Here is a 26,815-nt window from a genome sequence, read left to right as displayed (position 1 = left end):
TTCAGACATCCACCCACGGGTAACCGAGTGCCGTGACCCCGGCTTTGAGGTGCAGCATGGCTTGTTGCACCAGGCCGCTTTCGCCTTTCATGCCGACTTCTGTGGTTCTGCGCTGGTTGGTGCGTGGCAGACTGAACAGCTTGAGCATGGGGTATTGCAGCAGCATCTGGTTCATCAGGTCTATGAGGTCGCTTTCGCCGGCTTCTGTCACTACTATGGCTTGCTCTATGTGGTCCCGCGTGTGAAACAGGTGGCTGTAATAGGTATCCAGCACCCACTCGACCATAGGGTGCGCCATTTCAGGAAAGCCAGGCACGAAATAATGCTGGTTGATGCTGAAACCGGCGACGCGGTTGACAGGGTTGGGGATCAGCTCACAGCCTTGCGGAAAATCCGCCATCAGCACCCGTTTGGGGTAAGCGCCGGCGCCGTATTGTGCTTCTATATTGGCGACCGCACCCGCATGCCGCTCTATAGGCACCCCGGCCGCTGCTGCCGCGCATTGCCGGGTATGGTCATCCGGCGTAGCACCTATGCCGCCAAAGCTGAATACCACCTCGCCGCGTGCCATGCTGGCTTTGAGGTGGCTGGTGATCTGCTCGGGGATATCGGCAATAAAATAGGCCCAGCTCAGTGGCAGGCCGCGTGCGGAAAGTAACTCTATGACTTTGCTCAGGTGCGCGTCCTGGCGTTTGCCGGACAATATTTCGTCGCCTATGATATAGATACCGAAGGACTGCATAGTGAGTCAGACCAATGATGAGATGCCAGCAATTATACCGCTGGCGGCGGCATATTTATTTGTGCGCCAGTCGGCAAATCTACATGCAGGCACAAAAGAAAAATGGCGATGACTGTCAGGTCATCGCCATTGTCTTCATTCTCTAATTACTGCCTGCAGGTCAGCCCTTGCGCAAAGCCCGCGACAGGAAGATCAGGAAGATCGCACCTATGGTAGCGACGACTATGCTGCCGATCAAACCGCCACTCGCACTCAGGCCCAATAAACCAAACAGCCAGCTACCGACGACTGCACCTGCTATCCCCAGGATCAGATCCCAGATCAGGCCATAGCCGTCGCCCTTCATAATCAAACCTGCCAACCAGCCAGCAATAATTCCAATTACGATGGTCCAGATCATAGTTATTTCCTCATTGTTGTTATCAAATGTTTGAGCAGCCATATTAATGGTTACTGCAGGCTACATCTGTCAGAGCTTGTAGGAAAAACTTGTCAGAAAAGACTGATACGGGAATGCCGCCAGTTTATTTTTTCAAACCTACCAGTACGATGCCAGCCCCGGCAATGATCAGGATCACGCTCAATGCCTGCGGGATTTCAACATCTTTGGTGATATCGGCACTGGCTTCCAGCGAGCCTATCTTTGCCACAGTCTCTTTGCTTTCATAGCTGAAACCTTTGTAGATCAGACCGGCAGAGCCAAGTGCGATCAGGATAATACCGATAATGAGAGATGATTTCATGAGAGTGCCGCCCCTTTTCAGTTGTAGGAAACATTACCTTAACATAGCGGGGGCGCTTTTCCCATGCATGCCGGTTTTGACCTGGTTTGCAGCATTGTAGCGACTGTCGCTAATGCGCACTTTCCCAGTTGTTGCCGACGCCGACTTCGGCCAGTAACGGCACATCCAGCGTAGCCACACTTTGCATCAGCAACGGTAATTGTTGTTTGACCAGGGCGAGTTCTGCATCCGGCACTTCCAGCACCAGTTCATCGTGCACCTGCATAATGAGTTTGCTGTGCAGTTTTTCCTCAGTCAGCCATTTATCCACTGCGATCATGGCCAGTTTGATCAGGTCGGCGGCGGTGCCTTGCATAGGTGCGTTGATGGCGGCGCGTTCAGCACCGGCACGGCGATTGCCGTTGGCGCTGTTGATCTCCGGCACCCATAGCCTGCGACCAAAAATGGTTTCTACATAACCTTGCTGTTTGGCCAGCTCGCGCGTTTCGCTCATATATTTGCGCACTCCGGGGTAACGGGCGAAATAGCGCTCTATATAGCTTTGTGCGGCGCTGCGCTCTATATTCAGGTTTTGCGCCAGGCCAAAGGCGCTCATGCCGTAAATCAGGCCAAAGTTGATCACTTTGGCATAACGGCGCTGTTCATTATCGACACTGGTTTTTTCTACGCCGAAAATTTCAGCCGCAGTGGCGCGGTGTATGTCCTCATTGTTGGCAAACGCACTGAGCATGCCTGCGTCCTGCGACAGGTGCGCCATGATACGCAGCTCGATCTGCGAATAGTCGGCAGAGACGATGTGGCTGCCGGGTGCGGCAATAAATGCTTCACGGATACGGCGGCCTTCTGCCGTGCGCACCGGGATATTCTGCAGATTGGGGTCGCTGCTGGCCAGCCTGCCGGTGATGGCCACGGCCTGGTTGTAGTTGGTATGTACGCGCCCGGTGGCGGCGTTGATCATTTTTGGCAGTTTGTCGGTATAGGTCGATTTCAGCTTGGCCAGGCCGCGGTATTCCAGCAGCACTTTAGGCAAGGGGTGATCCAGCGCCAGTTCCTGCAGTACATCCTCATCGGTAGAAGGCACGCCAGAAGGCGTTTTCTTTAACGGCTTGATGCCGAGCTTGCCAAACAGGATCTCCTGCAATTGTTTGGGGCTGCCCAGGTTGAATGGCTGGCCTGCCAGCTCATAAGCCTGTTTTTCCAGTTCCATCAGGCGCAGGCCTATCTCGTTGCTCTGGCGGTTCAGCATGTGGCTGTCTATCAGCACGCCGTGACGCTCCATGCGCTGCAATGCCAGCATGCTGGGCATTTCAACCTGCTGGTAGATGAATTCCAGCCTGGAGGATGCAGCCACCTGCGGGTGCAGTGCGTGATGCAGTTGCAGGGTGATATCTGCATCTTCGGCAGAATACTCGCTGGCCTGTTCCACGGTGACCTGGTTAAAACCTACCTGTTTGGCCCCTTTGCCGGCCACCGCCTCGAACGGGATAGGCGAGATGCCCAGGTGGCGCTCGCTCAGTTCATCCATGCCGTGACCTTTATGGCTCTCAAACACATAAGACTGCAACAGGGTGTCGTGGGCGACGCCCTGCAGGTGTATGCCGTGATTGGCCAGCACATGCATATCGTATTTCAGGTTCTGGCCGACTTTTCTGATGGCCGGGTTTTCCAGTATGGGTTTCAGCTTGTCCAGCGTGGCCTGCAGCGGCAGCTGGGCAGGGGCGTCAAAATAATCATGGGTGAGCGGCACATAGGCGGCCTCGCCCGGCGTGACACTGAATGACACGCCGACTATTTTGGCCTGCAGCGGGTCCAGCGAGGTGGTCTCGGTGTCAAAGCACAGCAGCTCTGCCTGTTGCAGGCGTAGCAACCAGTCATCCAGCGCCGCCTCCGTCACTATGGTCTGGTACTGGCGGCGAGTGTCAGGCACGTAATCATTTTTTGTGGCAACGGCAGCCGCTGGCTGCGGCGAGGTGGCAGCGGCAGTGCCGGCAGTGGAGCCATCAGCTAGTTTATCCAGCTCGCGCTTCCAGGTGCGGAACTCGAAATGGTCGAACAGGCCATGCAGTTTCTCTATATCCGGCGCCTGCTGGATCAGGTCATCAAATTTTTCACACAAGCCGACATCGCAGCGTATGGTGATCAGCTCGCGGGCCGTCGGTAACCACGGCAGGGCTTTGCGCAGGTTATCGCCGACTACGCCTTTGATGTTGTCTGCATTGGCGACGATATTATCCAGTGAGCCGTATTCCTTGAGCCATTTGACGGCGGTTTTCGGGCCGACTTTCTCCACGCCGGGGACATTATCCGAGGTGTCGCCAACCAGGATCAGGTAATCAATGATCAGCTCGGGAGGAATGCCGAACTTGTTCTCCACGCCGGCGATATCCAGCACGTCATCGGTTTTGCGGAAAGCATCACGCATGGTGTTGACGACAGTGATATGCGCGTTGACCAGCTGGGTGATGTCTTTGTCGCCGGTGGAGATAATGGTTTTAATGCCTTGTTTTTCTGCCTGTTTGGCCAGGGCGCCTATCACATCATCGGCTTCAACCCCGTCTTCAATGATCAGCGGCCAGCCCATGGCGCGTATGGTTTCGTACAAGGGCTCTATCTGCACGCGCAGGTCATCCGGCATGCTGACGCGGTTGGCTTTGTATTGCGGATAGAGATCATCGCGGAAAGTCTTGCCTTTGGCGTCGAACACACAGGCGCTGTAATCAGAAGGGTAGTCTTTGTGCAGGCGGCGCAGCATATTGAGCACGCCCTGTATCGCCCCTACCGGTTCATTAGCCGAGTTGCGCAGGTCAGGCATGGCGTGGAAAGCGCGGTATAGGTAGCTGGAGCCGTCAACCAGAAGCAGGGTCTTCATTATTAAGTTCTCAAGGGTTCATTGTTTGGGTTGAGTTGCATAGTTGCATTTCAACAGGCTGATGCCATTGCTTACAGTCAAAAACATTTCACAGGCGTATTTTACGCAATTCAAAGCCACTTCATGTACACTAATTTTGTTTGTAATTTGAAGGACTGATGTATGAACAACCAAAAGCTGCCCAGCACGGTTGAGCCTGAATTGCTCAACGGTGCCGATGCCAGCCATGAATCGTGGCACGCCTTTGAGATCATGGCTGAGTTTGTGGGGGCGACCGAGAACCTCAAAGCCATCATGCCTGCCGTATCGATTTTTGGCAGCGCGCGTACCAAACCCGATCATCCTTACTATAAGCAGACCGAAGAGATCGCCAGGCTACTTTCAGACTCCGGCTTTAGTGTGCTGTCTGGCGGTGGCCCCGGCATCATGGAAGCGGCCAATAAAGGTGCTTTCCCCGGGCGTGGTGCCAGTGTGGGCCTGAATATCAGGCTGCCTTTTGAGCAGCATGGCAATCCCTACCAGGATATAGGCATCAGCTTTAAATATTTCTTCATGCGCAAAGTCATGTTCGTCAAATATGCGAGTGCCTTTGTCGTCATGCCTGGCGGTTTTGGTACGCTGGACGAATTAATGGAGGCAATCACGCTGGTGCAAACTGGCAAAACCCGCAAGCTGCCTATCATCCTGGTCGGCAGCCAGTACTGGGCTGGCCTGATAGACTGGTTGCGCAATACGCTGGTGGCTGAGGGCATGGCGTCAGAGGCAGATATGGACCTGATCCAGCTCATTGATGAGCCACCGCAGATCGTGGATGCCATCTTCAAGCATTATGAAACCACCGGCTTTGAGCTCACGCCTGCTGAACGCAAGCTGCAGCTTTATTTGTAACAGTTTTTCATTAAAACATCGTCCGCGCATGCACCGCGCTCGTGTATTTGTTTCATTTGCTGATTTATTTCGCGGTTATTGTGGTTGCAGATGTCGCCGAGTGGCGGCTTTTTGCTAGAATAGCAATCACTGATTAAGGAGTTATCCATGCGTGACTTTCCCCGTTTTTTGCTTGCTGTTGTATGTGTTGCCGGTTTTTCACTGCCGGTTTGGGCAGCCGCCCCGGGCGATGCGGAATTGCTGGAGGAAGTCCCTTCGCCGCCAAAGATCATTGAGGGCCAGCCCATAGACAAGCCGACCATCACCAAACGCAAGGATGGCGAAAACGAGCTTGAGGAATACAGCATCAATGGCGACGTCTATATGGTCAAGGTGACACCGCCTAGCGGCAAGCCTTATTATCTGCACCGCGAAGACCGCAACGGTGAGTGGGTCAATGATGGCCCGACCCGTCCGCTGTCCGTGCCTAAATGGACACTGTTCCGATTCTAATTCTAATCTTTGAGGTCAGCCCGAAATGGGCGGGCCTGTAAATCACATGTCTGTTTTTACCACCCTGAGTCTGGAAGAAGTGCGTCAGTGGCTGACGCCTTTTAATATTGGCGAGCTGCAGACTTTGCGCGGCATTGCTGCCGGGATCACCAATACCAATTATTTTGTAGAAACCAGCCAGGCGCGCTTTGTGCTGACGGTGTTCGAAAAAAACGATTTTGATGAGCTGCCTTATTTCGTCCATTTGCTGGCGCACCTGTCACGGCATGGTGTGCTGTGCCCCAGGCCTATCGCCGATAGCGATGGCGTCGCCCTGCACCGTATACATGGCAAGCCGGCGTTGATGGTCAGCTGCCTGAAAGGCAGCGATGTAGACCAGCCTAACCTGGTGCAGATAGAGGCAGTGGCGCTGACGCTGGCACGCATGCATTTTGCCGGGCTGGATTTCAATGAGCAGTCACACAACCAGCGCGGGCAAGGCTGGCGCGCAATGACGGCCCAGCAGGTCATGCCCAAGCTCACGGCAGTGCAGCAACACCTGCTGCAAGAAGAACTGGAGTTTCAACACAGCCTGGATCTGTCCGATGTGCCGCACGGCGTGATCCATGGGGATCTGTTCCGCGACAATGTGCTGTTTGACGGTGATGCGCTGGGCGGCTTTATTGATTTTTATTATGCCTGCCACGATGTGCTGGCCTATGACGTCGCCATTGCTGTCAATGAATGGTGCGTAGACGCCAATGGCCATTTTGTTGATGAAAAACTGGCGGTGTTCATGAATGCCTATCAGTCTGTGCGTGCCTTTACGCCTGCCGAGAAAACCCACTGGCCGGCATTGCTGCGGCGGGCTGCCTTGCGTTTCTGGTTATCGCGCCTGTATGATTTTCATTATCCAGTTGCGGGTGAACTCACGCATGCCAAAGACCCCGCACATTTTGAGCGGGTGCTGCTTAACCGCAAAGCTTTCACTTAAAAAGATAAAAAAGGGAGAATATGACAGAAACCGGAACCCAACAGGGCTTGCGCTGGGTGCGTGAGAGTCTGGCCTTGTTTAAGACGCAGCCGCATGTCTGGATGCTATGGGCACTGGCTTATATCATGATCTTCAGGGTGTTGCCGTCACTGGACAAGATCCTGGCAGTGGCGACTGTGGTGATCTGGCCGGCGTGTATGGCTTTTTTCGTCATGTTATACAGGCAGATGGACTTGCAGAGCCAGCTGGTTCCGCGCACCGTCTGGCTGCAGCTGCAGACCAACATTAAAACCTTGTTGTTGCTCGGGCTGAGCGGCCTGATCTACACGCTGCTGGCGACTATGCTGCTGGGTAGCGAGCTGGCTGAACTGGTTGCCCATGCGCCTTCCAAGGCGGGGATGACAGAGTCACAGATGACCAAGTTTCTCGAAGGCTTCCTGCCATTCATGATCAAATTGATACTGCTGCTGTTGCCCTTGTTTATCGCCACTTGGTTCTCGCCCATGCTGATCGCCTTGAATGGTTATAACCTGCCTAAAGCGATCAAATCCAGCATAGCCGGCATTCTGCAATATTTTGTGCCCATGCTCATCTCCTGGGTGGTGATGACAGTAGGCATGCTGTTGGTGATGCTGGGTCTGGGCCTGGTCATAGGCATCTTGGGCGCTTTGATCCCTATGGTGGCAGAGTTGCTGATGCCTTTGCTGGTGTTCGCAGCTTTGCTGGTGATCAGCGCCCTGATGTTTGCATTGCAATATATCAGTTACAAAGATGTGTTCAGGGCTGCGCCTGTGCTGCATGCATAAAGGTTGAAGCTGGATAGCTAAGAAAATCGCATTAAAAAACCGCCTGTCGCAAAACAGGCGGTTTTTTTATTGTTGCATCGCCGGCCTGGGCCAGCACCAGGCTTTAAATCTTTTCCAGCCTGGCATATTCCAGCATCAGCGTCTTCAGGCCGGCGCTGCCAAAATTGACTTTCACTGCCAGGTCGCTGGCATTGCCTTCATAGCTGACGATGACCCCTTCGCCAAACTTGCCATGGCGTACACCCTGGCCTATCTTGAACGGATAGCTGGCCTGTGTGCTCTTGGCCGGCGTATATTGGCCGCCGGTGGCGTAGGTCTTGGCTGCCGGTTTGCTGTTCAGCCGTTTGGTCAGTGCTTCGGGGATCTCATCGATAAAGCGTGAGGCGATGCCATAACGCACCTGGCCGTGCAGCATGCGGCTTTGTGCGTAGCTCAGATACAGGCGCTGGCGGGCACGTGTCACCGCTACATACATCAGGCGGCGTTCTTCTTCCAGCCCGCCGTTCTCATAAGCGGCCTGCTCATGCGGAAACAAGCCTTCTTCGACCCCGCCTATAAACACGCTATGAAACTCCAGGCCTTTGGCGGCGTGCACCGTCATTAATTGCAACGCTTCATGGCCGACATCCGCCTGGTGGTCACCCGCTTCCAGGCTGGCATGGTTGAGAAACTGCGTCATCAGGTCCGCATCTTCTTCCATATTATGGTGGTTGCCCAGATCCTGTTTGCTGAACGCGACAGCGGCGGTGACCAGTTCCTGCAGGTTCTCTACCCGGTCTTCGCCTTCTTTGTCATTCTGGTAATGCGCCATCAGGCCGCTCAGGTTGATGACCATTTCTGCCACCTCGCCCAGGGTGATGCCGTAGGTCTGGTCCACCATATGGCGGATCAACGCGACAAAACCGTCCAGGCCTTTGCTGCCCAGCGTGCCTTCGCCTACCTTGTTGGTGGCGGCCTGCCATAAACTGCATTCGTTCTGGCGTGCGGCTTCCTGTAGCTGTTCCAGTCCGCGCGCACCTATGCCGCGCGGCGGGAAGTTGATGATACGCAACAAGGCGGTATCGTCATTGGCATTGGCGATCAGGCGTATATAGGCCAGCGCATGCTTGACTTCGGCGCGCTCAAAAAAGCGCAGGCCGCCATAGACGCGGTAGGGGATATTGGCCGAGAACAGTGAATGTTCCAGTATGCGTGACTGCGCATTGCTGCGGTAAAGCAGGGCGATATCGCTGAGGGGCACGCCTTCGCTTTGCAGCATATTCACTTCATCGACGATGAATTGCGATTCATCAGTGTCGTTATACGCTTCATAAATGCGGATAGGCTCGCCTTTGCCGGCCGAAGTCCACAGATTCTTGCCCAGACGGTTGCTGTTATTGCTGATGATGGCGTTGGCCGCATCCAGGATATTGCTGTGCGAGCGGTAGTTTTCTTCCAGCTTGACGATGTTCTCTACTTTGAAGTCACGCTGGAAATCGGACATATTGCCGACGCGCGCGCCACGGAAAGCATAAATACTCTGGTCATCGTCGCCCACGGCAAAAATACTGTTGTGCGCACCGCCCAGCAGTTTCAGCCATAAATATTGCAGGCGGTTGGTATCCTGGAATTCGTCGACCAGGATATATTGAAAACGCTGCTGGTAATGCGCGCGTATATGCGGTTCGCGTTGCAACAGCTCGTAGCAGCGCAACAGCAGTTCGGCAAAGTCGGCGACACCTTCGCGATTGCACTGCTGGTCATAAGCGGCATAGACCTCGCGCAGTTTCTGGCTATGGCCATCGTAGGCGTCTACAGCGTCGGCACGCAGACCTTCTTCCTTGCAACCATTGATATAACCCATGGCTTGTTTGGGCGGGTATTTTTCGTCATCGACATTCATGACTTTCATCACGCGCTTGATAGCCGAAAGCTGGTCTGCAGTATCCAGGATCTGGAAAGTACTGGGCAAGCCGGCTTCGCGATAATGGGCGCGCAACATGCGGTTACACAAACCATGGAAAGTGCCAGCCCACATACCGCGCGTGTTGATAGGCAGCATGCTGGTCAGGCGGGTCAGCATCTCTTTGGCGGCCTTATTGGTAAAGGTCACTGCCATCAGCCCCATGGGCGAAGTCTGCGAGGTCTGGATCAGCCAGGCGATACGCGTAGTCAGCACCCGGGTCTTGCCACTGCCCGCACCCGCCAGGATCAGCGCCGAGACATGCGGCAGGGTGACCGCTTGCAGTTGTTTGTCGTTCAGGCCCTGTAATAGATCGATTTCAGATTGCATGGCATTATTATCGCATGATGTGGCATTCGAGCAGCCTATCCCGCGCCATCAAATCACTATTCATGAGCATAAATAAATCGGCTGGAACTTTTTGAATTTGCACCTACTCATACAAGCACGATGATGATGAATCATCTTTCCGCTTCTTTCCTCCCTGAGCGGAAGCCTTTACGATGAGGCCTATTGCCCCGATTTACCCCTTAATCGGGGCTTTTTTTGTCCGCTTCAAACGCCACCGCTAAAGCCGGTCTGGCGCCAGGCCTCATATAACAAGATGGCGGCAGAGTTTGACAGGTTCAAACTCCTGCTATGCGGCAGCATAGGGAGCCTGACTCTGTGCTCAGGCGTGAATTGCGCACGTATCTCTTCAGGCAGGCCGCGTGATTCCGGCCCGAAAACAAACACATCTTCGTCTTGAAATGACAGGTCGCTATGCCTGGTGCTGCCTTTGGTGGTGATGGCAAACATGCGTTTTGGCTGCAGTGCCTGCTGGCATGCGGCCCAGTTTTCGTAGACATTCAATGCGGCATATTCGTGGTAATCGAGACCGGCACGTTTGAGGTGTTTGTCAGATAATTCAAAGCCTAAAGGCCGCACCAGGTGCAGGCTGGCCCCGGCATTTGCACATAAACGGATGATATTTCCGGTATTAGGAGGAATTTCCGGTTCAAAAAGCACGATATGAAACATTTTTAGCGGTTTGTTCACAAACGAAAGATTAGAATGTTGGTGATATGATAGACGAGAAAGTCTATTACGATAAATAATTACAAAGCCATGGCTCGTCCCGAAAAAATTAGACTAGGTGAAATTCTAGTCAGACAAAATTACATGACCCAAGCTCAGCTTGATCAAGCGCTGGAAGAACAGCGCAAGACAGGCCGTCGGCTGGGTCGCGTCATTGCCGACAAAGGTTTTGCCAGTGAACGGCAAATTGCCGAGGCCGTGGCACATCAGCTGAATATCCCTTTCCTCGACCTCGGTCAGTACGAACTCGACGCCAAACAGGTGCAAAAACTGCCTGAGGTGCAATCCCGCCGCTTCCGCGCCATCCTGCTCGAAGAACGTATCGACAGTTTCCTGATCGCCATGGTCGACCCTTCGGATGTCTACGCCTACGATGAGTTAGTGCGGCTGCTCAAACGCGATATCGATATCGTGGTGGTGCAGGAAAGTCTGCTCATGCAGACCATAGACAGATCCTACCGGCAAACCGAACAGATCTCTTCACTGGCGCTGGAGCTGCAGGAAGACCTGGCCGCCAGCAATGTAGACCTCGCCAGCCTGATGGGCGTGGACCTGGGCATTGATGATGCCCCGGTGGTCAAGCTGCTGCAGACCATTTTTGAAGATGCGGTGCAGGTGCGCGCTTCTGATGTGCATATAGAACCGCAGGAAAATAAACTGCTGATCCGTTTCCGCATCGATGGCGTCATGCATTTCCAAACCCAGGCGGATATGAAGATCGTTTCTGCGCTGATCATGCGTTTAAAGATCATGGCTGGCCTGGATATTTCAGAGAAACGCTTGCCGCAGGATGGCCGTTTTGGCTTTACCGTTAAAGGCCGTGCGGTGGATATGCGTATTTCCACCATGCCTACCCAATATGGCGAAACCGTGGTCATGCGTTTGCTGATCCAGAACACTGCGCATTTCCAGCTCGATAAACTGGGTATGCCACCGGAACTGCTGGAGCGTTTCCGCAAAATGATCAACCGGCCTAGTGGCATGGTGCTGGTCACCGGCCCTACCGGTAGCGGTAAAACAACCACGCTTTATTCTGCCCTGAGTGAACTCAACACGCCCGAGACCAAGGTCATCACGGTAGAAGACCCGGTGGAGTATCGCTTACCTGGCATCATCCAGACCCAGGTCAGTGAAAAGATAGAGCTGGATTTCCCCAAATTATTACGTGCCATCCTGCGCCAAGACCCGGATATCGTGCTGGTGGGTGAGATGCGGGATGAAGAAACTGCCCAAACCGGTCTGCGCGCGTCCATGACGGGTCACCTGGTCTTATCCACACTGCATACCAACGATGCCTCCACCGCGCCGGTGCGCCTGATCGATATGGGCGTGCCACGCTTTATGGTGGCCATGTCATTGCTGGGTGTGATGGCGCAACGCCTGGTCAGGTTGATCTGCCCGCACTGTGCGGTTGACCATACCCCGAATGAAACTGAGCGGGTCTGGTTGCGCCAGGTATTGCCACCTGAAGAGATCCCGGCTTTATTCAAGCATGGCAAAGGTTGCCAGCACTGCAACCGCACCGGTTACCTGGGGCGTGTCGGCCTGTATGAACTGCTGGAAATGACCAACGAGCTGGCACTGGCGGCTAACATGCCGGACACCAACGTGTTTATCACCAAAGCGCGTGAAAAGCTCAAGGGACAAACCCTGCGCGACCAGTCTTTGCAACTCGCTTTAGAGGGTAAGACTACACTGGATGAGATCATGCGTGTAGATAACCAGTTTGAAGGGTAAAGACCATGCCAGTATTTGATTACAAGGGACGTAGTGAAGATGGCCTGCTGGTTTCCGGCACACAGGAAGCCTCAGACCTGGACGCATTGGGCACCGCCCTGATGCTGTCTAAGATCACGCCGATTGAAATCAAGCAAAGAGCTGCCGTTGCCGTCGCCCTCAACCTGTTTGAAGAAAAAGTGACTGACCTGGACGTGATGCTGTTCAGCCGCCAGATGTTCACCTTGCTCAAAGCCGGCATTCCTATCATGCGCGCGCTCACCGGCATTCAGAGTTCGGTCGGCAATGCCAAACTGGCACGCGTGGTCGGTCAGTTGCGGGTCAGCCTGGATTCAGGGCGCGAATTGTCACTCGCACTCGCCGAGCATCCCAAAGTGTTCGATAGCTTTTATATCAGCATGATACGCGTGGGCGAAACCACCGGTAATCTGGATAATATTTTCGCCCGGCTGGCAGAACATATTGAATTTGAGCGCTTTATGCGCGGGCAGATCAAATCCGCTTTGCGTTACCCCTTGTTTGTGATGACGGCCATGGCCATTGCCATCATCGTGATCAATATCATGGTGATCCCACAGTTTGAAAAAGTGTTTGCCAGCATGCATGCCGACCTGCCTTTTATCACCAAGATACTGATAGGATTTTCCAGTTTTATGCGCAATTACTGGTTCGTATTGATTGCGATGGTGGCCGGTGCGGTATGGACATTTAAATCCTATGTCAGCACAGCTGCCGGACGCTCGAACTGGGATCGCATCAAGATGCGTATCCCGATTGCCGGAAAAATCATCTTCAAAGGCACCATGGCTAGGTTTGCGCGCAGTTTTGCGCTATCGACCCGCAGTGGCCTGCCCATACTTTCTGCATTACGCCTGGTATCACAAACCGTAGAGAATGATTATATTTCGGTCAAGATACTCAGCATGTCTACCGGCATAGAGCGCGGCGAAACCATTTTAAGGACAGCCACGCAAACCGGGGTGTTTAATCCGCTGGTGCTGCAAATGATCGCGGTAGGTGAAGAATCCGGCTCGCTGGATGAATTAATGCAAGAAATCGCCGATATGTATCAAGCTGACGTGGAATATGACGTTAAGACATTAGGGGCGCAGATCGAGCCTATTATGATCATGTTCTTGGGTGCGCTGGTGCTGGTATTGGCTTTGGGCGTATTCCTGCCGATCTGGGATATGAGTTCTGTCATGCTTAAAGGTGGTTAAACTGAAGTAAGCGACCGCAGGTTGCGAGATGGTTTTTGTAAAAGTGTTGTGTTTATAAGAACTCGGCTTCAAGCCCGGCGTAGTAGCAGTAATCAGCGGTCGTATATTACGAATGAATATGGACCAAAATTGTCTGGCACGGATTTTGCTGGAATGAAATTAACGCAGTTAGAACCTGTCACTGTGCGAATAAAGGCAGGGAATTTTGATTAGGAGTCTTTGTAATGAAAAAACAAGCGGGCTTTACATTAGTTGAATTGGTCGTGGTGATTGCAGTATTAGGTATTCTGGCAGCGACCGCTTTACCACGGTTTGTGAATGTGCAGTCAAATGCGCGAGTGGCGGCCATGCAAGGGCTGGCTGCCTCAATGAGGTCTGCAGCCAATATGTCCCGTGCTGCCTGGATCGCAAACGGTGGTACTGGTACAACGATCTTAATGGATGGCACTCAGACAGTGAACGTGACTGATAAAGGTTACCCACAATCCACCCAGGCAGGCATAGGGGCTGCTTTACAATCGCTAGACGACGCATCTTTCAAGCCAACTTGGGGTACCAGTGGTGTTGATAATGCTACCTTTGCCTCTGCGACTTCTGCTACATGTACGCTGACCTATAACCCAACAACGGGTGTGGTAGATACAGCGAACTTAACCAAAGATAAATGCGGCGGCAATTAATTGCTAATATGCGTGTCGTAGCGTCACGGGGATTCACACTGGTAGAACTGGTGGTTGTGATTGCGCTGGCAGGAGTGATGGTGGCAGTCGCAGCGCCAAGGTTTGCAAATGGCGATATCTTTGAAACCCGCGGTGACGCGGGTTTACTTTCATCTACGCTGCGTTATGCGCAAAAAACCGCCATCGCCCAGCGACGGGATGTCTATGCTATACGAAATGCCGCGGTGACGCCTAATACTGTTCGTTTGTGTTTTGATGCAGCTTGTGCGCAAAGCGTCATCAATCCCGAAACCGGCACCGCTTATGTATTCACCTTTTCAAAAAGTGTCACTGTGAGTGCTTTCAATAATAGTTTGGGCTTTGATGCGCTGGGGCGGGCGATCCCCAATGTCGCCTCCAGTTACACAGTGACTAACAAGAATGGTGCGCAATCATTCACAGTGAATATTGAGCAGGATACAGGCTATATACGTTGACCGTCGCTGGTTGGCGGTCACCACATATGACGCACACTTTCAATCAAAAAAATAAACACAGCAGTGCCCACAGCCGAAAACGCAATCGCGGATTTTCGCTGGTGGAACTGGTGGTGTTTATCGTCATCGTCACCACTGCGATTGCCGGGGTGGTTGGCGCTTTGTCCTGGATGAGCGGTCACTCGGCAGACCCGCTGGCGCGCAAGCAGGCCATCGCCATTGCTGAATCCCTGATGCAGGAGATCCAGCAGATGCCGTTCACCTTTTGTGACCCTGACGACCCGAATGCCGGCACGGCGACTGGTTACGGCAATTGCACTAATGCGCAAAACGCAAACCTCAATGGTCCCACTCCTGCAAACGAAAGCCGGTACAGTGCCAGTAATCCTTTTGATAATGTGGCGGATTATGGCGGTTTTACCATGCCCGGCGGTGGCTGTGCCAGTATTTGCCGTATCGGCAGCACTGCCTCTATCCCCGGGTTAACTGCCTACAGCGCTGCCGTAGCGATCAGCCAGGCCGGTGGTACGGCCCCGTTTACCGGCATGGCTGCAGATGCAGTTTTGAAAATCGTGGTCACTGTCACCGGCCCGGCCAACACCACCATCAGACTGACCGGTTTCAAGGTTCGTTATGCGCCCAAAGTTTAAGAAAACACGCGGTTCAGTAGGCGGCTTTACGCTGGTAGAGCTGGTGATCGTCATTACGGTGACGGCCATCATAGGCGGTATCTCGTCCACGTTTATCCGGCATTCGGTGATGGCATATGTGAATTCTGAAGCCTATTACCAGCTGGCTGACCGTGCCGATGTCGCATTGCGGCGTATGTCGCGTGATGTGCGTAATGCCTTGCCGAACAGCGTCTTTGTGCCTGTCGCAGGCAATTATGTGGAGTTTGTACCGATACGGGCGGGTGGTCGCTATTTACAGGATGATTTTGAAAAGCCTCTCAATACTCTTACTGTGTTGAGTGAGCCTGTTCCAGTGTCGGCGGGGGATCAGCTGGTCATCTATAACCTGGGCATACCGGGTGCTGATGCTTACAGTGGCGACACCATACGCACCATCAGCAGCGCGCCGGGCAGCAATCTGACCCAGGTGCAATATACCGGGGCGGCTTTCCCGCTACCTTCTCCTGCCAGTCGTTTTTATATCGTCAACGGCGCGGTGTTTTACGTGTGCGACCTGCCTAACCGCCGCCTGCTGATGTATAGCGGTGTGGCTATCCCTTCGGCACATCCGGCCAACTTCAATGGCTTGACTGCGCGCGTGGTGGCCGATGATGTCACCGGCTGCAGTTTCACCTACACCGAAGGCGTGATGCAGCACTCAAGCGTGGTCACTGCGCAATTGGAGTTATCTAAAAATGGCGGGGTGGTCAGGCTGGTTAACTTGATCAATGTGGTGAATTCGCCATGAAAAACATTGCTTATCGCGCAAAAGGTTTTATGTTGCCTATGGCAATATTTCTACTGGTCACCCTTGCGGCACTGGTAGGGTACGCCATGCGACTGGCAATGCTGGCCAATTTGGGCACTATCCAGGACGTGCAGGGTGCGCAGGCCTATCTGGCGGCCAGAGCAGGGGTGGAATGGGCTGCTTTTCAGGTACTCACACCCGCTGGCATGCAAGTTTGTCCGGTACCGCCTGCGCCGTTTACCGTGAATGGTTTTAATATTGTGCTCGCTTGCAACCGAACGGTTGCGCAAGACAAAGGCAACACTCAGGATATTAATATTTATACCATCACCTCGACCGCTTCGGTTGGCGTGGCGGGGTCGCAAGATTATATAGAGCGAAGAATCACAGTGACATTGAGCCGGTGTATCTATAACACCCCACCTGGCAGCGAGGAATGCAACTAACATGGAAATGTCGTGTACAAAGTACTGAATAAAATACTGCCATTGTTGATCTGCCTTTTTTGTCTGTCCGGCATATCAATGGTGATGGCCGCCGCACCTGATGATGTGATTTTAAACTCAGGTGGTGGTGCTGATGGTGATGGATTGCGCATTCATATTCACCGGGGTAGCCAGATTCAGATTATCAGGGCCAACAGTAATGGCGCAATCAAAGGGCAATTGTTCGAAGACTCCCAGATTCCGACCACCAGTACAGCTAGAAATAGACTGGATAATGGTATTTATATCAGGGCTAATAAAAGTTTATATGGTCCCAATCATTTTGTATTTGCCAGAAACGGTGTTGCCAGCCCCAATGCTTATACCAATACAGGTGATTTGTCTGTCACTCCAGCCACAGCTTCCAGTGGACAAGTTCAACAGACAACCTCGCGACTGACGCTCCCAAATACAAGCCTGACCTCAGGTAATCCGCAAGTGACAGTGGTATGGAAATATACCTTGCCATTGTCCTATGTCACGGCCGAAGTGACAGTCAATATTCCTCTGTTGTATCCAGTCAGTACAAGTAATCCTTTCAGGTATTACCACGCCGTTGATACTTACCTGGGAGGTAATGATAATGGATGTGGCATACGTTACGTAGATACTAATGGTCGACAGGTCGTTGGAACCTATCCAGTGATCAATGGCAATTGCCCATCAAGTACTACGCTGCCGGCAAATTTGGATATCGTAGAGTCTTTTCGTGAGCGTTCCGGACGATTCAGCAACTATTGTGTGGGCAGGTGGGACACATTCTGGACTTATGATGCGCAGAATAACCCGTGCGGTATAGGTAAAACCAATGCATTAAATAACAGCATCTCAACCACCAATATCGATACTGGTGCTGCAATCGAGTATGACTTCACAGCGCCTGGTATATACACCTTCAGTTACGATTTTGTGATTGGTTCGACCTATGTCCCCAGTTATGATCATCTGGAGATCCGCCATCCTGGTACCAGTACCTTGTGTCCGGTGGATATCCAGGTTCTGGCATGTCTGTCATCCACTGTGCCTTGCCCGGCTTCCCAGATTTTAAGTTCGGGCAGTTTAACCGGGGATCTGACTGTCTCACCATCATCGCCTACTGTCACCTCGCCGAATTCATCATTTGAGGTCGGGGGTAATGCCCAGATCGATACTGTGACTTTGCAAGGTACTGCGGCTGCAACTTATACCCTGGGAGCAAGTGGCTTAGCCAGGCTGCCATTAAATGGTGTTAAATGTTTGAACACCGCCACCAATTCCCAGAGTTGCAGTTTTACCTTTAATAGCACAGCTTGTTTAAGCACGTTTGAATGTATGGAAAGTGGCTTGACCTACGCCGCCAATACCCGCAATCCTATTTATACCAAGTTGGCCGGACGTGCCTTTGATCTGGATGTCTATGCGCTGACCAGTAACGGTACCAAGGCGACCGGATATGCCTCTGCTACCGATAGTGTCACCGTCGAATTGGTGAATGATGCCAACGGTGCATGTGGGACTAGCATTGCACCCTTGGCAAAAAAGACGGTGACATTCGCGTCCACCGATGTCGGAAAGAAAACCATCTCATTCAGCGCGGCCGATGTGCCTAACGCTTATCCGAATTTACGCTGCCGGGTGGTGGATAATAATTTAAACAAGAACGGCTGCTCCAGTGATAACTTTGCGGTCCGTCCGCAGGCATTTACACTGACCTCCAGCAATGCCACAGCCAGCCTTCCTGCCGGACCGAGCTCCACACCTATCCGTAAAGCGGGCACTGACTTTCAGTTACAGGCGGTGACTGGCGAGAGCAATTACAATGGCACTCCAAGGGTCGCCTCATTAACAGCGCATACCGGTGCACCTGTTGTTGGTATCCTCACTTATGAGAGTGTCGATGGCCCGATAGCAGGCAGTTTTCCTCCCGCTGCCACTGGTATAAGTGCCGCCACCAACTTTAAATACAGTGAAGTCGGCCTGTTCCAGTTTTTGGCAAACAGCGTTTACGACGACAATTTTGCTGAAGTAGACAGGGCAAAAGGCGATTGCAGCTCAGCGCCAGCCACAGAATTTGATAATGTGGGTAGTGGCACGCCCAAACTGTATGGCTGCAAGGTTGGCAGTGTCACCAGCAGTTATTTTGGCCGTTTTATCCCCGACCATTTCAAAGAAACATCAGGTACGCCTGATACCTATGCCTGCACTACCTTTGTTTATTATGGGCAATTTACACCCACCATGCCTAGCTTTAACGCCCCATTCATCATCACTGCAGAAAATGTGGCCAATGTAAAAACGCAAAACTATCACGGCGATTATGGAGCCAACAGTTATGCTAGGCTGGATCTGAGTAAATTCAACAGCTATAACTTCAGCTCAAATGCGCCAGCCGGAGCCACCCTGAGTGCCAGTCCGCTTGTGCCAACTTTTGAAAGTACCGCTGCGGGTGCCCCGGCAAATACCCCCGCCACCTGGAATAGAGGTGAAGCAAGAGTCAAGGCCAAGCTGCAGCTTAGCCGTCCGCCTAGCAAGAGCGTCCCGCAAAATGTGGTGGTCTCTGCCAAGCCGGTGGATGACGATGGCGTCACCTCGGACACCACCTCAATCACGTCTCCCGGCATACCATTCAGGTACGGGCGCCTGGCGATAGGCTCTGCGCATGGCTCGGAGTTGCTACCGTTGACGGTACCGGTAGAAGCACAGTTCTGGAATGGTAGTGCTTTCGTCAGAAGCACAGCCGATGCCTGCACCAGCATCCCTATTCAGACCTTTGCCATGAAAACCTACAGAGGCAATCTGAATGCGTGTGAGACCCAGTTGAGTGTGGCGTCAGCAATGGCTGGTGGCGTGCTTAGAATGCGTTTAAGCGCCCCCGGCGTGTCGGGTACCACCCCGAATACCGGCAGTGTAGATCTGGAGGTGAACCTTGCTGCCAAAGACGCGCCGCCGCTGCCACCAGAAAGAGTGTGTACCGGCTCAGCCGAGAGCAATTCAAACGATGGCGCGCTGCCGTGGTTTGGAACGACAGACCCCTCGGGCCGTGCCACCTTCGGCATCTATAAAGCCCCCATCATTTATATGCGAGAAAACTTCTAGTACAAACGAAACCACCTAAATCAGGTGGTTTTGTTGTTTTAATCCCCGGATTGAAGCGCCAAATCAGGCACTAAAGTTGCTAACACTGATTGATGGCGTATTTGTTGACACTATTTGTAACTAATACAGCACAGTTTTAGAACTTTATGCGATCAGACGTTTTTCTAGCGTCTTGAAAGATGGTTTTTTAACATACAATGCTATATATTCACTTTAAAATTTAATTGTTATACATTGATTTTAAATAATAATTTCTTATAGAGAGTAGATGAATGTCTATGAGTTGGTTTAAACGACAAAAGAACAAGCAGCAGGTGGGGGTTAGCTTCACTGACATGCATGTGAGCACCGTGGCGTTAACGCCTGGGCTGGATGGCGCCAAACCAACCGTCTCTTTAGCCACAATTCAGCAGGTGCCGTTGCAGGCTACCTCCACATTGCGTCACTTTGTGACCAAAAATGACTTAAAAACCACGCCTTGTAATGTCATGCTTAACGTAGACCAATACAATGTGTTGCAGATTGAAAAGCCGACCATGCCCGAATCAGAGATCAAGCAGGCATTGCGCTGGAAGGTAAAAGACCTGCTGGATTATTCAGTTGAACAAGCCGTAGTGGATGGCGTGAACATACCGGTTGACCCCGCTTATGCCAATCGCCAGCCAGCCATGCTGGCGATCTGTGCCAAAAAAGCCACCGTGAGCCAGATCGGTAACCAGATCGTAGAAGCCGGTTTCAATTTGAGGTCTATCGATGTGCATGCGCTGGTGCAGCGTAACATCGCCCAATTGCTGGAAACCGAAGACCGTGCCCTGGTCATGCTGACCATGCTCTCCAGAGGTTGTCTGCTGACATTCACCGCCAAAGGCGAGCTATACCATGCTCGCCTGATAGAGCTGGATAAGGATTTCCTCAATGACAGGGGTGAGTTGTACCAGAGCAACTTTGACAAGCTGGTGCTGGAGTTGCAACGCTCGCTGGATAGCTTTGATCGTCAGTTCCCATACCTGAGCCTCAATCGCCTGGTGGTTTCCCCGGTTGCCAACCGCGATTACCTGGTGACAGGCCTGAGTACCAGCCTGTATGTGCCAGTCAATGTTTACAACCTGGAAGATATCGTCGATCTGCCGCCTAACCAGGATTTTGCCAGCCTGGAAAAACAAGCCATGTTACTGCCGGCACTCGGTGCAGCCTTGCGTCAGGAGGCGGTGGCATGAGTCAGCAAGTCAACCTGTTTGAAAGTGGGCTGGTCAAGTCCAAAGACTGGTTCACATTGACCCTGGTTGGCGCAGTCTATGCACTGGCGGCGCTGGCCATGTTTTATTTCTACACCGGTATAGAAGCTGAAAATGCGCAGTTGCAGACACAACGCGACCAGGCGACTGCCCAGTATGCTGCCATGCAGAAAAAGGTGGATGAGTTCGCCAGCAAAGTGACACCGGTGGATAACAGCAAGCTGGAAGCCGAGCTGAAAAAACTGAATAGCCGCTTTGAGATGCAATCGCAAATGCTGGCCATTTTCCAGCAATCCATTTCCGAGCAGGCTTATCACCTGATCGATTATATGCGCGCCCTGACCGGACAGCATCAGCCCGGCTTATGGCTGACTGGTTTCAAGATAGAGCCGGCGGCACAACATGTCTCGCTTTCCGGCCAGGCCTTGCAGACTGAAGATATCCCTTTGTACCTGGATCTGTTATCAGCACAACGCGTATTTGAAGGCACTCAGTTCTCCGGCTTGCAATTCAAACAGGTAGAACTACAGAAAACCGCGCCTGCGCCAGCAGCCGTGGTGGCACCTGTGCCACCGGTGGTCGCCACCGCACCAGCACCGCAAACTGGTGTCAAGGGCGCCGCAGTGGCAGCCGCACCGGTGACACCAGTCGCACCTGCCGCAGCACCTGCGCCGGTGGTAGAAGTGCCAGTGAAATTACAGGTGTATACGTTTGAAGTAAAAGGCCAGGACTTGCGCGACAGAACTAAACCAGTGAGCGCGCTGAGCTGGGATGACTTTGTACGCCAGACCGGGCAGCCTAAACAACCCAGCACACAAGTGAAGCAGCCATAGGAAAGTGACGCATGCGATTCGAACAGTTACACACCCTTAACAGTAAATGGCTGGCACTCTCCAAGCGGGAGCGCTGGATGATCTTTGGCGCAGGCCTGTTTGCGGTGATTGGCTTGCTGGATACTTTTTTGCTAGAACCGCAGCGTGCCCAGGTAAACAGCACGCAAGAAGAAATCATAAAGATCCAGAATGACACGGCGGCCCTGACCGAGCAGATGAACACCATTGCCACCCAGGCCGCGCCACAGCCTGCCAGCAATGCTTTCCAGCACGATATCGATGAAGTGAATGCAAAGATCGCCAGTCAGTCTTCAGATCTGGTGAGGATATCTTCCTATATGGTGCCGCCGCAGGAAATGGTGCTGTTACTGAAAAAACTGCTGCAGCAACATACCGATGTGCAAGTGCTTGAAATGCAATCACTGCCAGTGACGGATTTTATTGAAAAGCAAAGAAAGCTGATCCAGGAGCAGACTGCCCCTGCCAGCGGCACGCCGGTGGCAGGCAGCGAAGATATCTGGCTGAATGTGCCCCATGTTTACCAGCACGCGGTCAAGGTGAGACTGAAAGGCAAATATTTTGCGCTGATGGATTATGCACAATCCTTAAAAGCCATCAGCCAGCGCGTCGCGTGGGAAACCGCAGAACTGAAGTCGGATTATCCGGAAAATGAATTGACGATTCAGGTGTATACCCTGAGTGGTGAAAATGCATGGTTGGGGATCTAGCATGCGCGTATTGATACAGGGAATGTTGATGTTAGGGCTGGCACAGGGCCAGGCATACGCCGAACTGGTCGACCCGACCAAGCCGCCGCCTGCGGTGCTGGAGTATCTGCCTAATGCCCAATCGCAGCAGGAGCAGCCATGGGTGCTCTCTGCGATACAACACAATGGCAAAAGCGGGTTTGCAGTGGTGAATGACCAGATGGTACAGGTGGGGGAGAGCTACAACGGCTTTAAGCTGACTTCCGTCAGCAACCAGCAGGCGATATTTATCAGTAAAACAGGTGAGAAAAAAGTGATAGGCATGGGTTTGACCAGCTATAACGTAGAAGCCAGGCCACCGGTAAAAACAAAAGCAAAAACCACCAGACAGACCGGTAAAGTAAAGAAATAAAGTAATAAATACCTGCATGTCGCATCTGCAAGACATACGGGTTTATACACATTGAGAGACTGCTATGAAAACTTTTGTGAATACGTTGGGTTTGATGATGATCAGCGCCGGGCTGGCGGGTTGTAACAGCAATCCGTTTGCGCCAAGTAATGTATCTATCAACCCTAAAATTCAGAGCGAACTGAGCAAATCTGCAGCCCAGGCCAAAGCGCAAGTCGCACCGCCACCTAAGGAGGTGACCGATGAGCTGTTTGAGCCACTGCGCATAGAGCCGCCAAAATCGCTGGCCAAACGTGCTGAGCCCAGGTTTGACCTGGTAGTGAACAAAGCACCTGCCACCCAGGTGTTGATGGGCATAGTCTCTGGCAGCCCATACAGCATTGCGCTCAGCCCTGAACTCAAAGGCGATATCTCGATCAACCTGCGTGACGTGACCCTGTTTGAAGCGCTCAACGCCTTGCGTGATCTCTACGGCTATGAGTACAAAATGACTGGCAAACAGATTTTTGTCGAGCCGCAAACCATACAGACCCGCGTATTCCAGGTCAACTATATCACTGGTGCACGCAAGGGGACTTCGGCCACCAAAGTGACTTCAGGCACTGTCAGCAATCAGGGTGGTGGCGGACAGGCGGCGGCTGCTTCAGGTGGTACTGCGGTCGGTACGCCGGCTTCCAGCGGTGGCGGCGCAGCTAACCTGCAAGTGTATGCTTCAGATGTCAGCATGGGCACCAACAATGATTTCTGGGGTGACATGGCCAACTCGCTGAACAGCATGATAGGCGAAGAAAGCGGCCGCAAAGTAGTGATCAATCCGCAATCCGGCCTGATCATGGTACGTGCCATGCCCAAAGAGATCCGTCAGGTGGAGAAGTTTTTAAGCCTGATGCAAGTGACCGTCGATCGCCAGGTGATCCTGGAAGCAAAGATACTGAAAGTGCAGCTCAACAAAGAATCGCAACAAGGCATCAACTGGGCTTTCTTGCGCAGAGGTTCGCGTGATGTGACCTTCGGTAATGTCAACGGTAACAGCTCCATAGGCCCTACCGGCACCATCACCGATGGCGTGGTGTCTAGTACCAGCCCCGGCTTTTTAGCCAATAGCTCGCCTATCCCGCTGGGCGGCGCAGCCTTTGCGCTGGCGGTACAAGGCGGTAATTTCTCGGCGTTGCTGACTTTCCTCGAAACGCAGGGTAATGTAGAAGTCATCTCCAGCCCGCGTATCGCCACCATCAATAACCAGAAAGCCGTGCTTAAAGTGGGTAACGATGCGTTTTTCGTCACCAACGTGAAAACCAACGTCACCACCACTACCGGCGGTGCCATCGTGACGCCGGACATTCAGTTGCAACCTTACTTTTCGGGTATCTCGCTGGATGTGACGCCACAGATAGACAGAAGTGATAACATCATCCTGCATGTACACCCGTTTGTCAGCGATGTGACCCAGGTGAACCGGACGGTGACTTTATCGGCAGCCAATGGCGGTACTTACACCATTCCAACTGCTTCATCCAATATTAATGAAACTGACAGCATAGTGCGCACCAGGGATGGCAGTGTGATCGCCATCGGCGGCCTGATGTCAGAAACCATAGACAACACGCGTACCAAAGTACCTGGCCTGGGTGATGTTAAATTCCTGGGTAACCTGTTCCGCCAGAAAGATGAAGTGAGCAGAAAAACAGAGCTGGTCATCCTGCTCAAGTCGACCATAGTGCGTGGCGGCGACAGCTGGGCGCAAGATATGCTTGATAGTCAGGAGCGTATTGATAAACTGAAGGGTGAGAGTTTCTAGGAGCGGGCATGTACCTGCAACATTTTGGTTTGAAAGAGTATCCATTCACTATCACCCCGGATACCAGCTTTTATTATGCGACACGCAGTCTGCAAGAGGCGCTGAACACGCTGCTGGTCGCTATCCAGTCTGGCGAAGGCTTTGTCAAGATCACAGGGGAGGTCGGCACCGGCAAGACGCTGTTGTGCCGCCGCCTGCTCAAGGCACTGGAGTCCAGCTGCAAAGTCGCCTTCATCCCCAATCCCTATCTGGACCCGCATGCCTTGCTCATGACGCTGGCCACCGAATTCGGCGTGGCCTTCAAGCCGGACTTTACCCACCATGACATGATAGATGCCTTGCATCGCAGGTTGCTCACCTATGCCGAAGAAGGCAAGCATGTGATCGTCTGCCTGGATGAAGTGCAGGCCATGCCGCTGGAGACGCTGGAAGCGTTGCGCCTGCTCAGTAATCTGGAAACCGAAAAACGCAAATTGATACAGGTGGTGATGTTTGGCCAGCCCGAGCTGGAAGAACGTATCAATCACCCTTCCATCCGCCAGTTACGCCAGCGCATCAGCTTTGAATACCAGTTAAAAAGCCTGCAATGGTCAGAATTGGGGTTTTACCTCAACCATCGCATGCATGTGGCCGGCTACCAGGGCGGCATGATTTTTACCCCGGCCAGCATGCGCCTGCTCTATCGTTACGCCAACGGCATCCCCAGGTTACTCAATATCCTGGCGCATAAATCGCTGCTCTCCGCTTTTGGCCGCGGCCAGCAAGGCGTATCTGCCGAAGATGTGAAAGCGGCTATCCTGGATACCCAGGCCAGCGTCAAGGCACAGCACCGCTGGTGGAGCCATGGCTTAAAATGGTGGTTGACCCTACACACAGCCATGGCTGGTTTTGGCCGCTGACCGGCCTTGAGGAAAAGCAGTGAGTTTAATTAATCAGGTATTGAAAGACGTAGAAGCACGCCAGGGCGGCACCAGCACTGATGGCTGGGCCGGGCAGCAGGTCAAGCCGGTGTTGTCACATGCGCCTACCGGTGCTGGCCAGTGGTTCAAACGCCTGCTGATGGTGCTGGTGCTGGCAGGCCTGGCGGTATGGGCTTATCTGCATAGTGCCGAGCTGACCTTGCTTTACCGTTCTGCACTGGCCGGTTTCACTAAAGATAAACCGGCCCAGGTGGCAGCGGCAGTACCGGTCAAACCTGTGGTTGCACCAGTGGCCACGCCGGCGCCAGCTGAGATCGCTGTCGAGCAGACGCCGCCGGATACCCATCCGCAGTTAACCAAATCTTTATTCAGCGAATGGCAGGCCGAACTGTCTGCCTCGGTGACCAAACCGCCCATCCGCCAAAAAATCACGCCTATGTCTGACAGCGCCAGCTCTGCTGCTGCCAAAAATGATCGCGCTAGCCTTGCTGCCGCCAAGAGTGACAAGGCAACGCAGGTAGAAGGCGAGTTCACTATCAGGCCAGCAGATAATGCTGGCTCGGCCACCGTGGTGTCCGTAATAGAGCCGCCGCCGGAAACCGGCAATGCTGGTAAAAACCGGGCCGGCGCTGAAGCAGCCTCTGAGGATAATGGCACGGTCAGCAAACATGTGCGGCCGGAACAGCAAGTGAATGTGCTGATCCAGAAAGCCGTGGATCATGAGCAAAAAGGCCGTCTCAGCGAGGCGTTGGCGACCTTGCGCCAGGCGCTGGTCACTTACCCGCAGTCTGAGGATGCACGTCAGCTGCTGGCTGCCTATCTGTTTGAAAACAAGCAGGAAACTGAAGCAGTGGCTTTGTTGCAGGCTGGTATCAAGCGTTTTCCTGAACAGGCGGGCCTGGCCAGATCGCTGGCTAAATGGCAGCTGGCACATAAGCAGCCAGAAGCAGTGCTGCAGACGCTGAAGCCGCATGCCTATGCCTTTGCCCGCGATGCCGAAGCGCAATGGATGCAGGCGATCGCTTACCAGCAACTCAACCAGCACCAGGCCGCCTTGCCCTATTTCGAGCGGGCGCTGGTGTTGCAGCCAGGGCAGGCGCAATGGCAGGTGGCTTATGCGATTTCATTGCAGGCCAGCGGCCAGAATGCGCAGGCATTGCAGCAATTACAGGCGGCGCAAGGCCAGCCTTTGAGTGATAGATTGGCCGAATTTGTCGCCCAGCGTATCCGCCAGCTAGGCGGCGCGTCGCAAGCGCGTGACGAGTGATCAGCATTCAGTCACCGCC

25 protein-coding genes are annotated in these 26,815 nt (G+C 53.1%); 19 read left to right on the top strand and 6 right to left on the bottom strand.

Annotation, left to right across the window (positions count from 1 at the left end):
* Nucleotide 1: 1 nt before the first annotated feature.
* The 4 genes from ACFQ1Z_RS08430 to polA all read right to left on the bottom strand — a co-directional run bounded on the left by ACFQ1Z_RS08430 (nucleotide 2) and on the right by polA (nucleotide 4,354).
* Entirely contained in the window at nucleotides 2–742 is a 741-nt protein-coding gene (locus tag ACFQ1Z_RS08430) for a competence/damage-inducible protein A (protein ID WP_379056975.1), read from the bottom strand.
* 160 nt (nucleotides 743–902) lie between these two features.
* Entirely contained in the window at nucleotides 903–1,142 is a 240-nt protein-coding gene (locus tag ACFQ1Z_RS08425) for a GlsB/YeaQ/YmgE family stress response membrane protein (protein ID WP_379056974.1), read from the bottom strand.
* Between the two features lie 124 nt (nucleotides 1,143–1,266).
* A complete protein-coding gene (locus ACFQ1Z_RS08420; RefSeq protein WP_379056973.1) occupies nucleotides 1,267–1,485 on the bottom strand; it encodes a hypothetical protein in 219 nt (72 codons plus the stop codon).
* Nucleotides 1,486–1,594: 109 nt separating this feature from the next.
* Complete coding sequence (gene polA / locus ACFQ1Z_RS08415) at nucleotides 1,595–4,354, bottom strand: DNA polymerase I (RefSeq protein ID WP_379056972.1); 2,760 nt, start codon at nucleotides 4,352–4,354, stop codon at nucleotides 1,595–1,597.
* 162 nt (nucleotides 4,355–4,516) lie between these two features.
* On the opposite strand from polA, the gene ACFQ1Z_RS08410 reads away from it, so the two are divergent.
* The 4 genes from ACFQ1Z_RS08410 to ACFQ1Z_RS08395 all read left to right on the top strand — a co-directional run bounded on the left by ACFQ1Z_RS08410 (nucleotide 4,517) and on the right by ACFQ1Z_RS08395 (nucleotide 7,513).
* On the top strand, nucleotides 4,517–5,242 hold the full coding sequence (locus ACFQ1Z_RS08410; protein ID WP_379056971.1) for an LOG family protein: 726 nt from the start codon (nucleotides 4,517–4,519) through the stop codon (nucleotides 5,240–5,242).
* Between the two features lie 147 nt (nucleotides 5,243–5,389).
* Nucleotides 5,390–5,734 (top strand): DUF2782 domain-containing protein, encoded by a 345-nt coding sequence (locus ACFQ1Z_RS08405; protein WP_379056970.1) that lies wholly within the window; start codon nucleotides 5,390–5,392, stop codon nucleotides 5,732–5,734.
* 46 nt (nucleotides 5,735–5,780) lie between these two features.
* On the top strand, nucleotides 5,781–6,707 hold the full coding sequence (locus ACFQ1Z_RS08400) for a homoserine kinase (protein WP_379056969.1): 927 nt from the start codon (nucleotides 5,781–5,783) through the stop codon (nucleotides 6,705–6,707).
* Nucleotides 6,708–6,727: 20 nt separating this feature from the next.
* Complete coding sequence (locus ACFQ1Z_RS08395) at nucleotides 6,728–7,513, top strand: BPSS1780 family membrane protein (RefSeq protein ID WP_379056968.1); 786 nt, start codon at nucleotides 6,728–6,730, stop codon at nucleotides 7,511–7,513.
* 103 nt (nucleotides 7,514–7,616) lie between these two features.
* Here ACFQ1Z_RS08395 and ACFQ1Z_RS08390 read toward each other — a convergent pair whose 3' ends face one another.
* Both ACFQ1Z_RS08390 and trmL read right to left on the bottom strand, forming a co-directional pair.
* Nucleotides 7,617–9,785 carry a UvrD-helicase domain-containing protein gene (locus ACFQ1Z_RS08390; protein WP_379056967.1) on the bottom strand — a complete coding sequence of 723 codons (2,169 nt, stop codon included), beginning with the start codon at nucleotides 9,783–9,785 and terminating at the stop codon, nucleotides 7,617–7,619.
* Between the two features lie 225 nt (nucleotides 9,786–10,010).
* Nucleotides 10,011–10,475 (bottom strand): tRNA (uridine(34)/cytosine(34)/5-carboxymethylaminomethyluridine(34)-2'-O)-methyltransferase TrmL, encoded by a 465-nt coding sequence (gene trmL / locus ACFQ1Z_RS08385; protein ID WP_379056966.1) that lies wholly within the window; start codon nucleotides 10,473–10,475, stop codon nucleotides 10,011–10,013.
* Nucleotides 10,476–10,616: 141 nt separating this feature from the next.
* Between trmL and ACFQ1Z_RS08380 the strand changes: the two genes are divergently transcribed.
* The 15 genes from ACFQ1Z_RS08380 to ACFQ1Z_RS08310 all read left to right on the top strand — a co-directional run bounded on the left by ACFQ1Z_RS08380 (nucleotide 10,617) and on the right by ACFQ1Z_RS08310 (nucleotide 26,796).
* A complete protein-coding gene (locus tag ACFQ1Z_RS08380; protein WP_379056965.1) occupies nucleotides 10,617–12,269 on the top strand; it encodes a GspE/PulE family protein in 1,653 nt (550 codons plus the stop codon).
* Between the two features lie 5 nt (nucleotides 12,270–12,274).
* On the top strand, nucleotides 12,275–13,489 hold the full coding sequence (locus ACFQ1Z_RS08375; protein ID WP_379056964.1) for a type II secretion system F family protein: 1,215 nt from the start codon (nucleotides 12,275–12,277) through the stop codon (nucleotides 13,487–13,489).
* Nucleotides 13,490–13,713: 224 nt separating this feature from the next.
* Nucleotides 13,714–14,169, top strand: a complete 456-nt coding sequence (locus ACFQ1Z_RS08370) for a type II secretion system protein (protein ID WP_379056962.1) — start codon at nucleotides 13,714–13,716, stop codon at nucleotides 14,167–14,169.
* A complete protein-coding gene (locus ACFQ1Z_RS08365) occupies nucleotides 14,154–14,645 on the top strand; it encodes a Tfp pilus assembly protein FimT/FimU (protein ID WP_379056960.1) in 492 nt (163 codons plus the stop codon). The genes ACFQ1Z_RS08370 and ACFQ1Z_RS08365 overlap by 16 nt, the downstream gene beginning before the upstream one ends.
* A 26-nt stretch (nucleotides 14,646–14,671) precedes the next feature.
* A complete protein-coding gene (locus ACFQ1Z_RS08360; RefSeq protein ID WP_379056959.1) occupies nucleotides 14,672–15,295 on the top strand; it encodes a prepilin-type N-terminal cleavage/methylation domain-containing protein in 624 nt (207 codons plus the stop codon).
* Nucleotides 15,279–16,064: a PulJ/GspJ family protein gene (locus ACFQ1Z_RS08355; protein ID WP_379056957.1), complete on the top strand. Its 786-nt coding sequence runs from the start codon at nucleotides 15,279–15,281 to the stop codon at nucleotides 16,062–16,064. The genes ACFQ1Z_RS08360 and ACFQ1Z_RS08355 overlap by 17 nt, the downstream gene beginning before the upstream one ends.
* A gap of 38 nt (nucleotides 16,065–16,102) precedes the next feature.
* Nucleotides 16,103–16,510, top strand: coding sequence for a hypothetical protein (locus ACFQ1Z_RS08350; protein ID WP_379056955.1), 408 nt, complete (start codon nucleotides 16,103–16,105; stop codon nucleotides 16,508–16,510).
* Between the two features lie 12 nt (nucleotides 16,511–16,522).
* Complete coding sequence (locus ACFQ1Z_RS08345) at nucleotides 16,523–19,624, top strand: DUF6701 domain-containing protein (RefSeq protein WP_379056953.1); 3,102 nt, start codon at nucleotides 16,523–16,525, stop codon at nucleotides 19,622–19,624.
* Nucleotides 19,625–19,902: 278 nt separating this feature from the next.
* Nucleotides 19,903–20,841, top strand: coding sequence for a hypothetical protein (locus ACFQ1Z_RS08340; protein ID WP_379056952.1), 939 nt, complete (start codon nucleotides 19,903–19,905; stop codon nucleotides 20,839–20,841).
* The gene (locus ACFQ1Z_RS08335) at nucleotides 20,838–21,692 is read left to right on the top strand and encodes a PilN domain-containing protein (RefSeq protein WP_379056951.1); all 855 of its coding nucleotides are present in this window, start codon (nucleotides 20,838–20,840) and stop codon (nucleotides 21,690–21,692) included. The genes ACFQ1Z_RS08340 and ACFQ1Z_RS08335 overlap by 4 nt, the downstream gene beginning before the upstream one ends.
* Nucleotides 21,693–21,703: 11 nt before the next feature.
* On the top strand, nucleotides 21,704–22,420 hold the full coding sequence (gspM, locus tag ACFQ1Z_RS08330; RefSeq protein ID WP_379056950.1) for a type II secretion system protein GspM: 717 nt from the start codon (nucleotides 21,704–21,706) through the stop codon (nucleotides 22,418–22,420).
* Nucleotides 22,421–22,448: 28 nt separating this feature from the next.
* A complete protein-coding gene (locus tag ACFQ1Z_RS08325; protein ID WP_379056948.1) occupies nucleotides 22,449–22,811 on the top strand; it encodes a hypothetical protein in 363 nt (120 codons plus the stop codon).
* A gap of 64 nt (nucleotides 22,812–22,875) precedes the next feature.
* The gene (locus ACFQ1Z_RS08320; RefSeq protein WP_379056947.1) at nucleotides 22,876–24,609 is read left to right on the top strand and encodes a secretin N-terminal domain-containing protein; all 1,734 of its coding nucleotides are present in this window, start codon (nucleotides 22,876–22,878) and stop codon (nucleotides 24,607–24,609) included.
* 8 nt (nucleotides 24,610–24,617) lie between these two features.
* Nucleotides 24,618–25,508 (top strand): ExeA family protein, encoded by an 891-nt coding sequence (locus tag ACFQ1Z_RS08315; protein WP_379056946.1) that lies wholly within the window; start codon nucleotides 24,618–24,620, stop codon nucleotides 25,506–25,508.
* Nucleotides 25,509–25,527: 19 nt separating this feature from the next.
* Entirely contained in the window at nucleotides 25,528–26,796 is a 1,269-nt protein-coding gene (locus ACFQ1Z_RS08310) for a tetratricopeptide repeat protein (RefSeq protein WP_379056944.1), read from the top strand.
* Nucleotides 26,797–26,815 lie beyond the last annotated feature (19 nt).

This window comes from Methylophilus luteus, assembly GCF_042676265.1.
GTDB classification, from domain to species: Bacteria; Pseudomonadota; Gammaproteobacteria; order Burkholderiales; family Methylophilaceae; genus Methylophilus; species Methylophilus luteus.
The sequence above is the reverse complement of the archived record's forward strand: the minus strand, read 5'-3'. Positions and strand labels throughout refer to the sequence as shown.

Coding starts and splice junctions, on each gene's coding strand:
- ACFQ1Z_RS08325 (WP_379056948.1), top strand. CDS start 22,449: ATGTTAGGGCTGGCACAGGGCCAGGCATACGCCGAACTGGTCGACCCG.
- ACFQ1Z_RS08395 (WP_379056968.1), top strand. CDS start 6,728: ATGACAGAAACCGGAACCCAACAGGGCTTGCGCTGGGTGCGTGAGAGT.
- polA (WP_379056972.1), bottom strand. CDS start 4,354: ATGAAGACCCTGCTTCTGGTTGACGGCTCCAGCTACCTATACCGCGCT.
- ACFQ1Z_RS08355 (WP_379056957.1), top strand. CDS start 15,279: ATGCGCCCAAAGTTTAAGAAAACACGCGGTTCAGTAGGCGGCTTTACG.
- ACFQ1Z_RS08365 (WP_379056960.1), top strand. CDS start 14,154: ATGCGGCGGCAATTAATTGCTAATATGCGTGTCGTAGCGTCACGGGGA.
- ACFQ1Z_RS08315 (WP_379056946.1), top strand. CDS start 24,618: ATGTACCTGCAACATTTTGGTTTGAAAGAGTATCCATTCACTATCACC.
- ACFQ1Z_RS08375 (WP_379056964.1), top strand. CDS start 12,275: ATGCCAGTATTTGATTACAAGGGACGTAGTGAAGATGGCCTGCTGGTT.
- ACFQ1Z_RS08420 (WP_379056973.1), bottom strand. CDS start 1,485: ATGAAATCATCTCTCATTATCGGTATTATCCTGATCGCACTTGGCTCT.
- ACFQ1Z_RS08390 (WP_379056967.1), bottom strand. CDS start 9,785: ATGCAATCTGAAATCGATCTATTACAGGGCCTGAACGACAAACAACTG.
- ACFQ1Z_RS08410 (WP_379056971.1), top strand. CDS start 4,517: ATGAACAACCAAAAGCTGCCCAGCACGGTTGAGCCTGAATTGCTCAAC.
- ACFQ1Z_RS08370 (WP_379056962.1), top strand. CDS start 13,714: ATGAAAAAACAAGCGGGCTTTACATTAGTTGAATTGGTCGTGGTGATT.
- ACFQ1Z_RS08340 (WP_379056952.1), top strand. CDS start 19,903: ATGAGTTGGTTTAAACGACAAAAGAACAAGCAGCAGGTGGGGGTTAGC.
- ACFQ1Z_RS08320 (WP_379056947.1), top strand. CDS start 22,876: ATGAAAACTTTTGTGAATACGTTGGGTTTGATGATGATCAGCGCCGGG.
- ACFQ1Z_RS08360 (WP_379056959.1), top strand. CDS start 14,672: ATGACGCACACTTTCAATCAAAAAAATAAACACAGCAGTGCCCACAGC.
- ACFQ1Z_RS08405 (WP_379056970.1), top strand. CDS start 5,390: ATGCGTGACTTTCCCCGTTTTTTGCTTGCTGTTGTATGTGTTGCCGGT.
- ACFQ1Z_RS08335 (WP_379056951.1), top strand. CDS start 20,838: ATGAGTCAGCAAGTCAACCTGTTTGAAAGTGGGCTGGTCAAGTCCAAA.
- ACFQ1Z_RS08380 (WP_379056965.1), top strand. CDS start 10,617: ATGACCCAAGCTCAGCTTGATCAAGCGCTGGAAGAACAGCGCAAGACA.
- gspM (WP_379056950.1), top strand. CDS start 21,704: ATGCGATTCGAACAGTTACACACCCTTAACAGTAAATGGCTGGCACTC.
- ACFQ1Z_RS08425 (WP_379056974.1), bottom strand. CDS start 1,142: ATGATCTGGACCATCGTAATTGGAATTATTGCTGGCTGGTTGGCAGGT.
- ACFQ1Z_RS08350 (WP_379056955.1), top strand. CDS start 16,103: ATGGCAATATTTCTACTGGTCACCCTTGCGGCACTGGTAGGGTACGCC.
- ACFQ1Z_RS08400 (WP_379056969.1), top strand. CDS start 5,781: ATGTCTGTTTTTACCACCCTGAGTCTGGAAGAAGTGCGTCAGTGGCTG.
- trmL (WP_379056966.1), bottom strand. CDS start 10,475: ATGTTTCATATCGTGCTTTTTGAACCGGAAATTCCTCCTAATACCGGA.
- ACFQ1Z_RS08430 (WP_379056975.1), bottom strand. CDS start 742: ATGCAGTCCTTCGGTATCTATATCATAGGCGACGAAATATTGTCCGGC.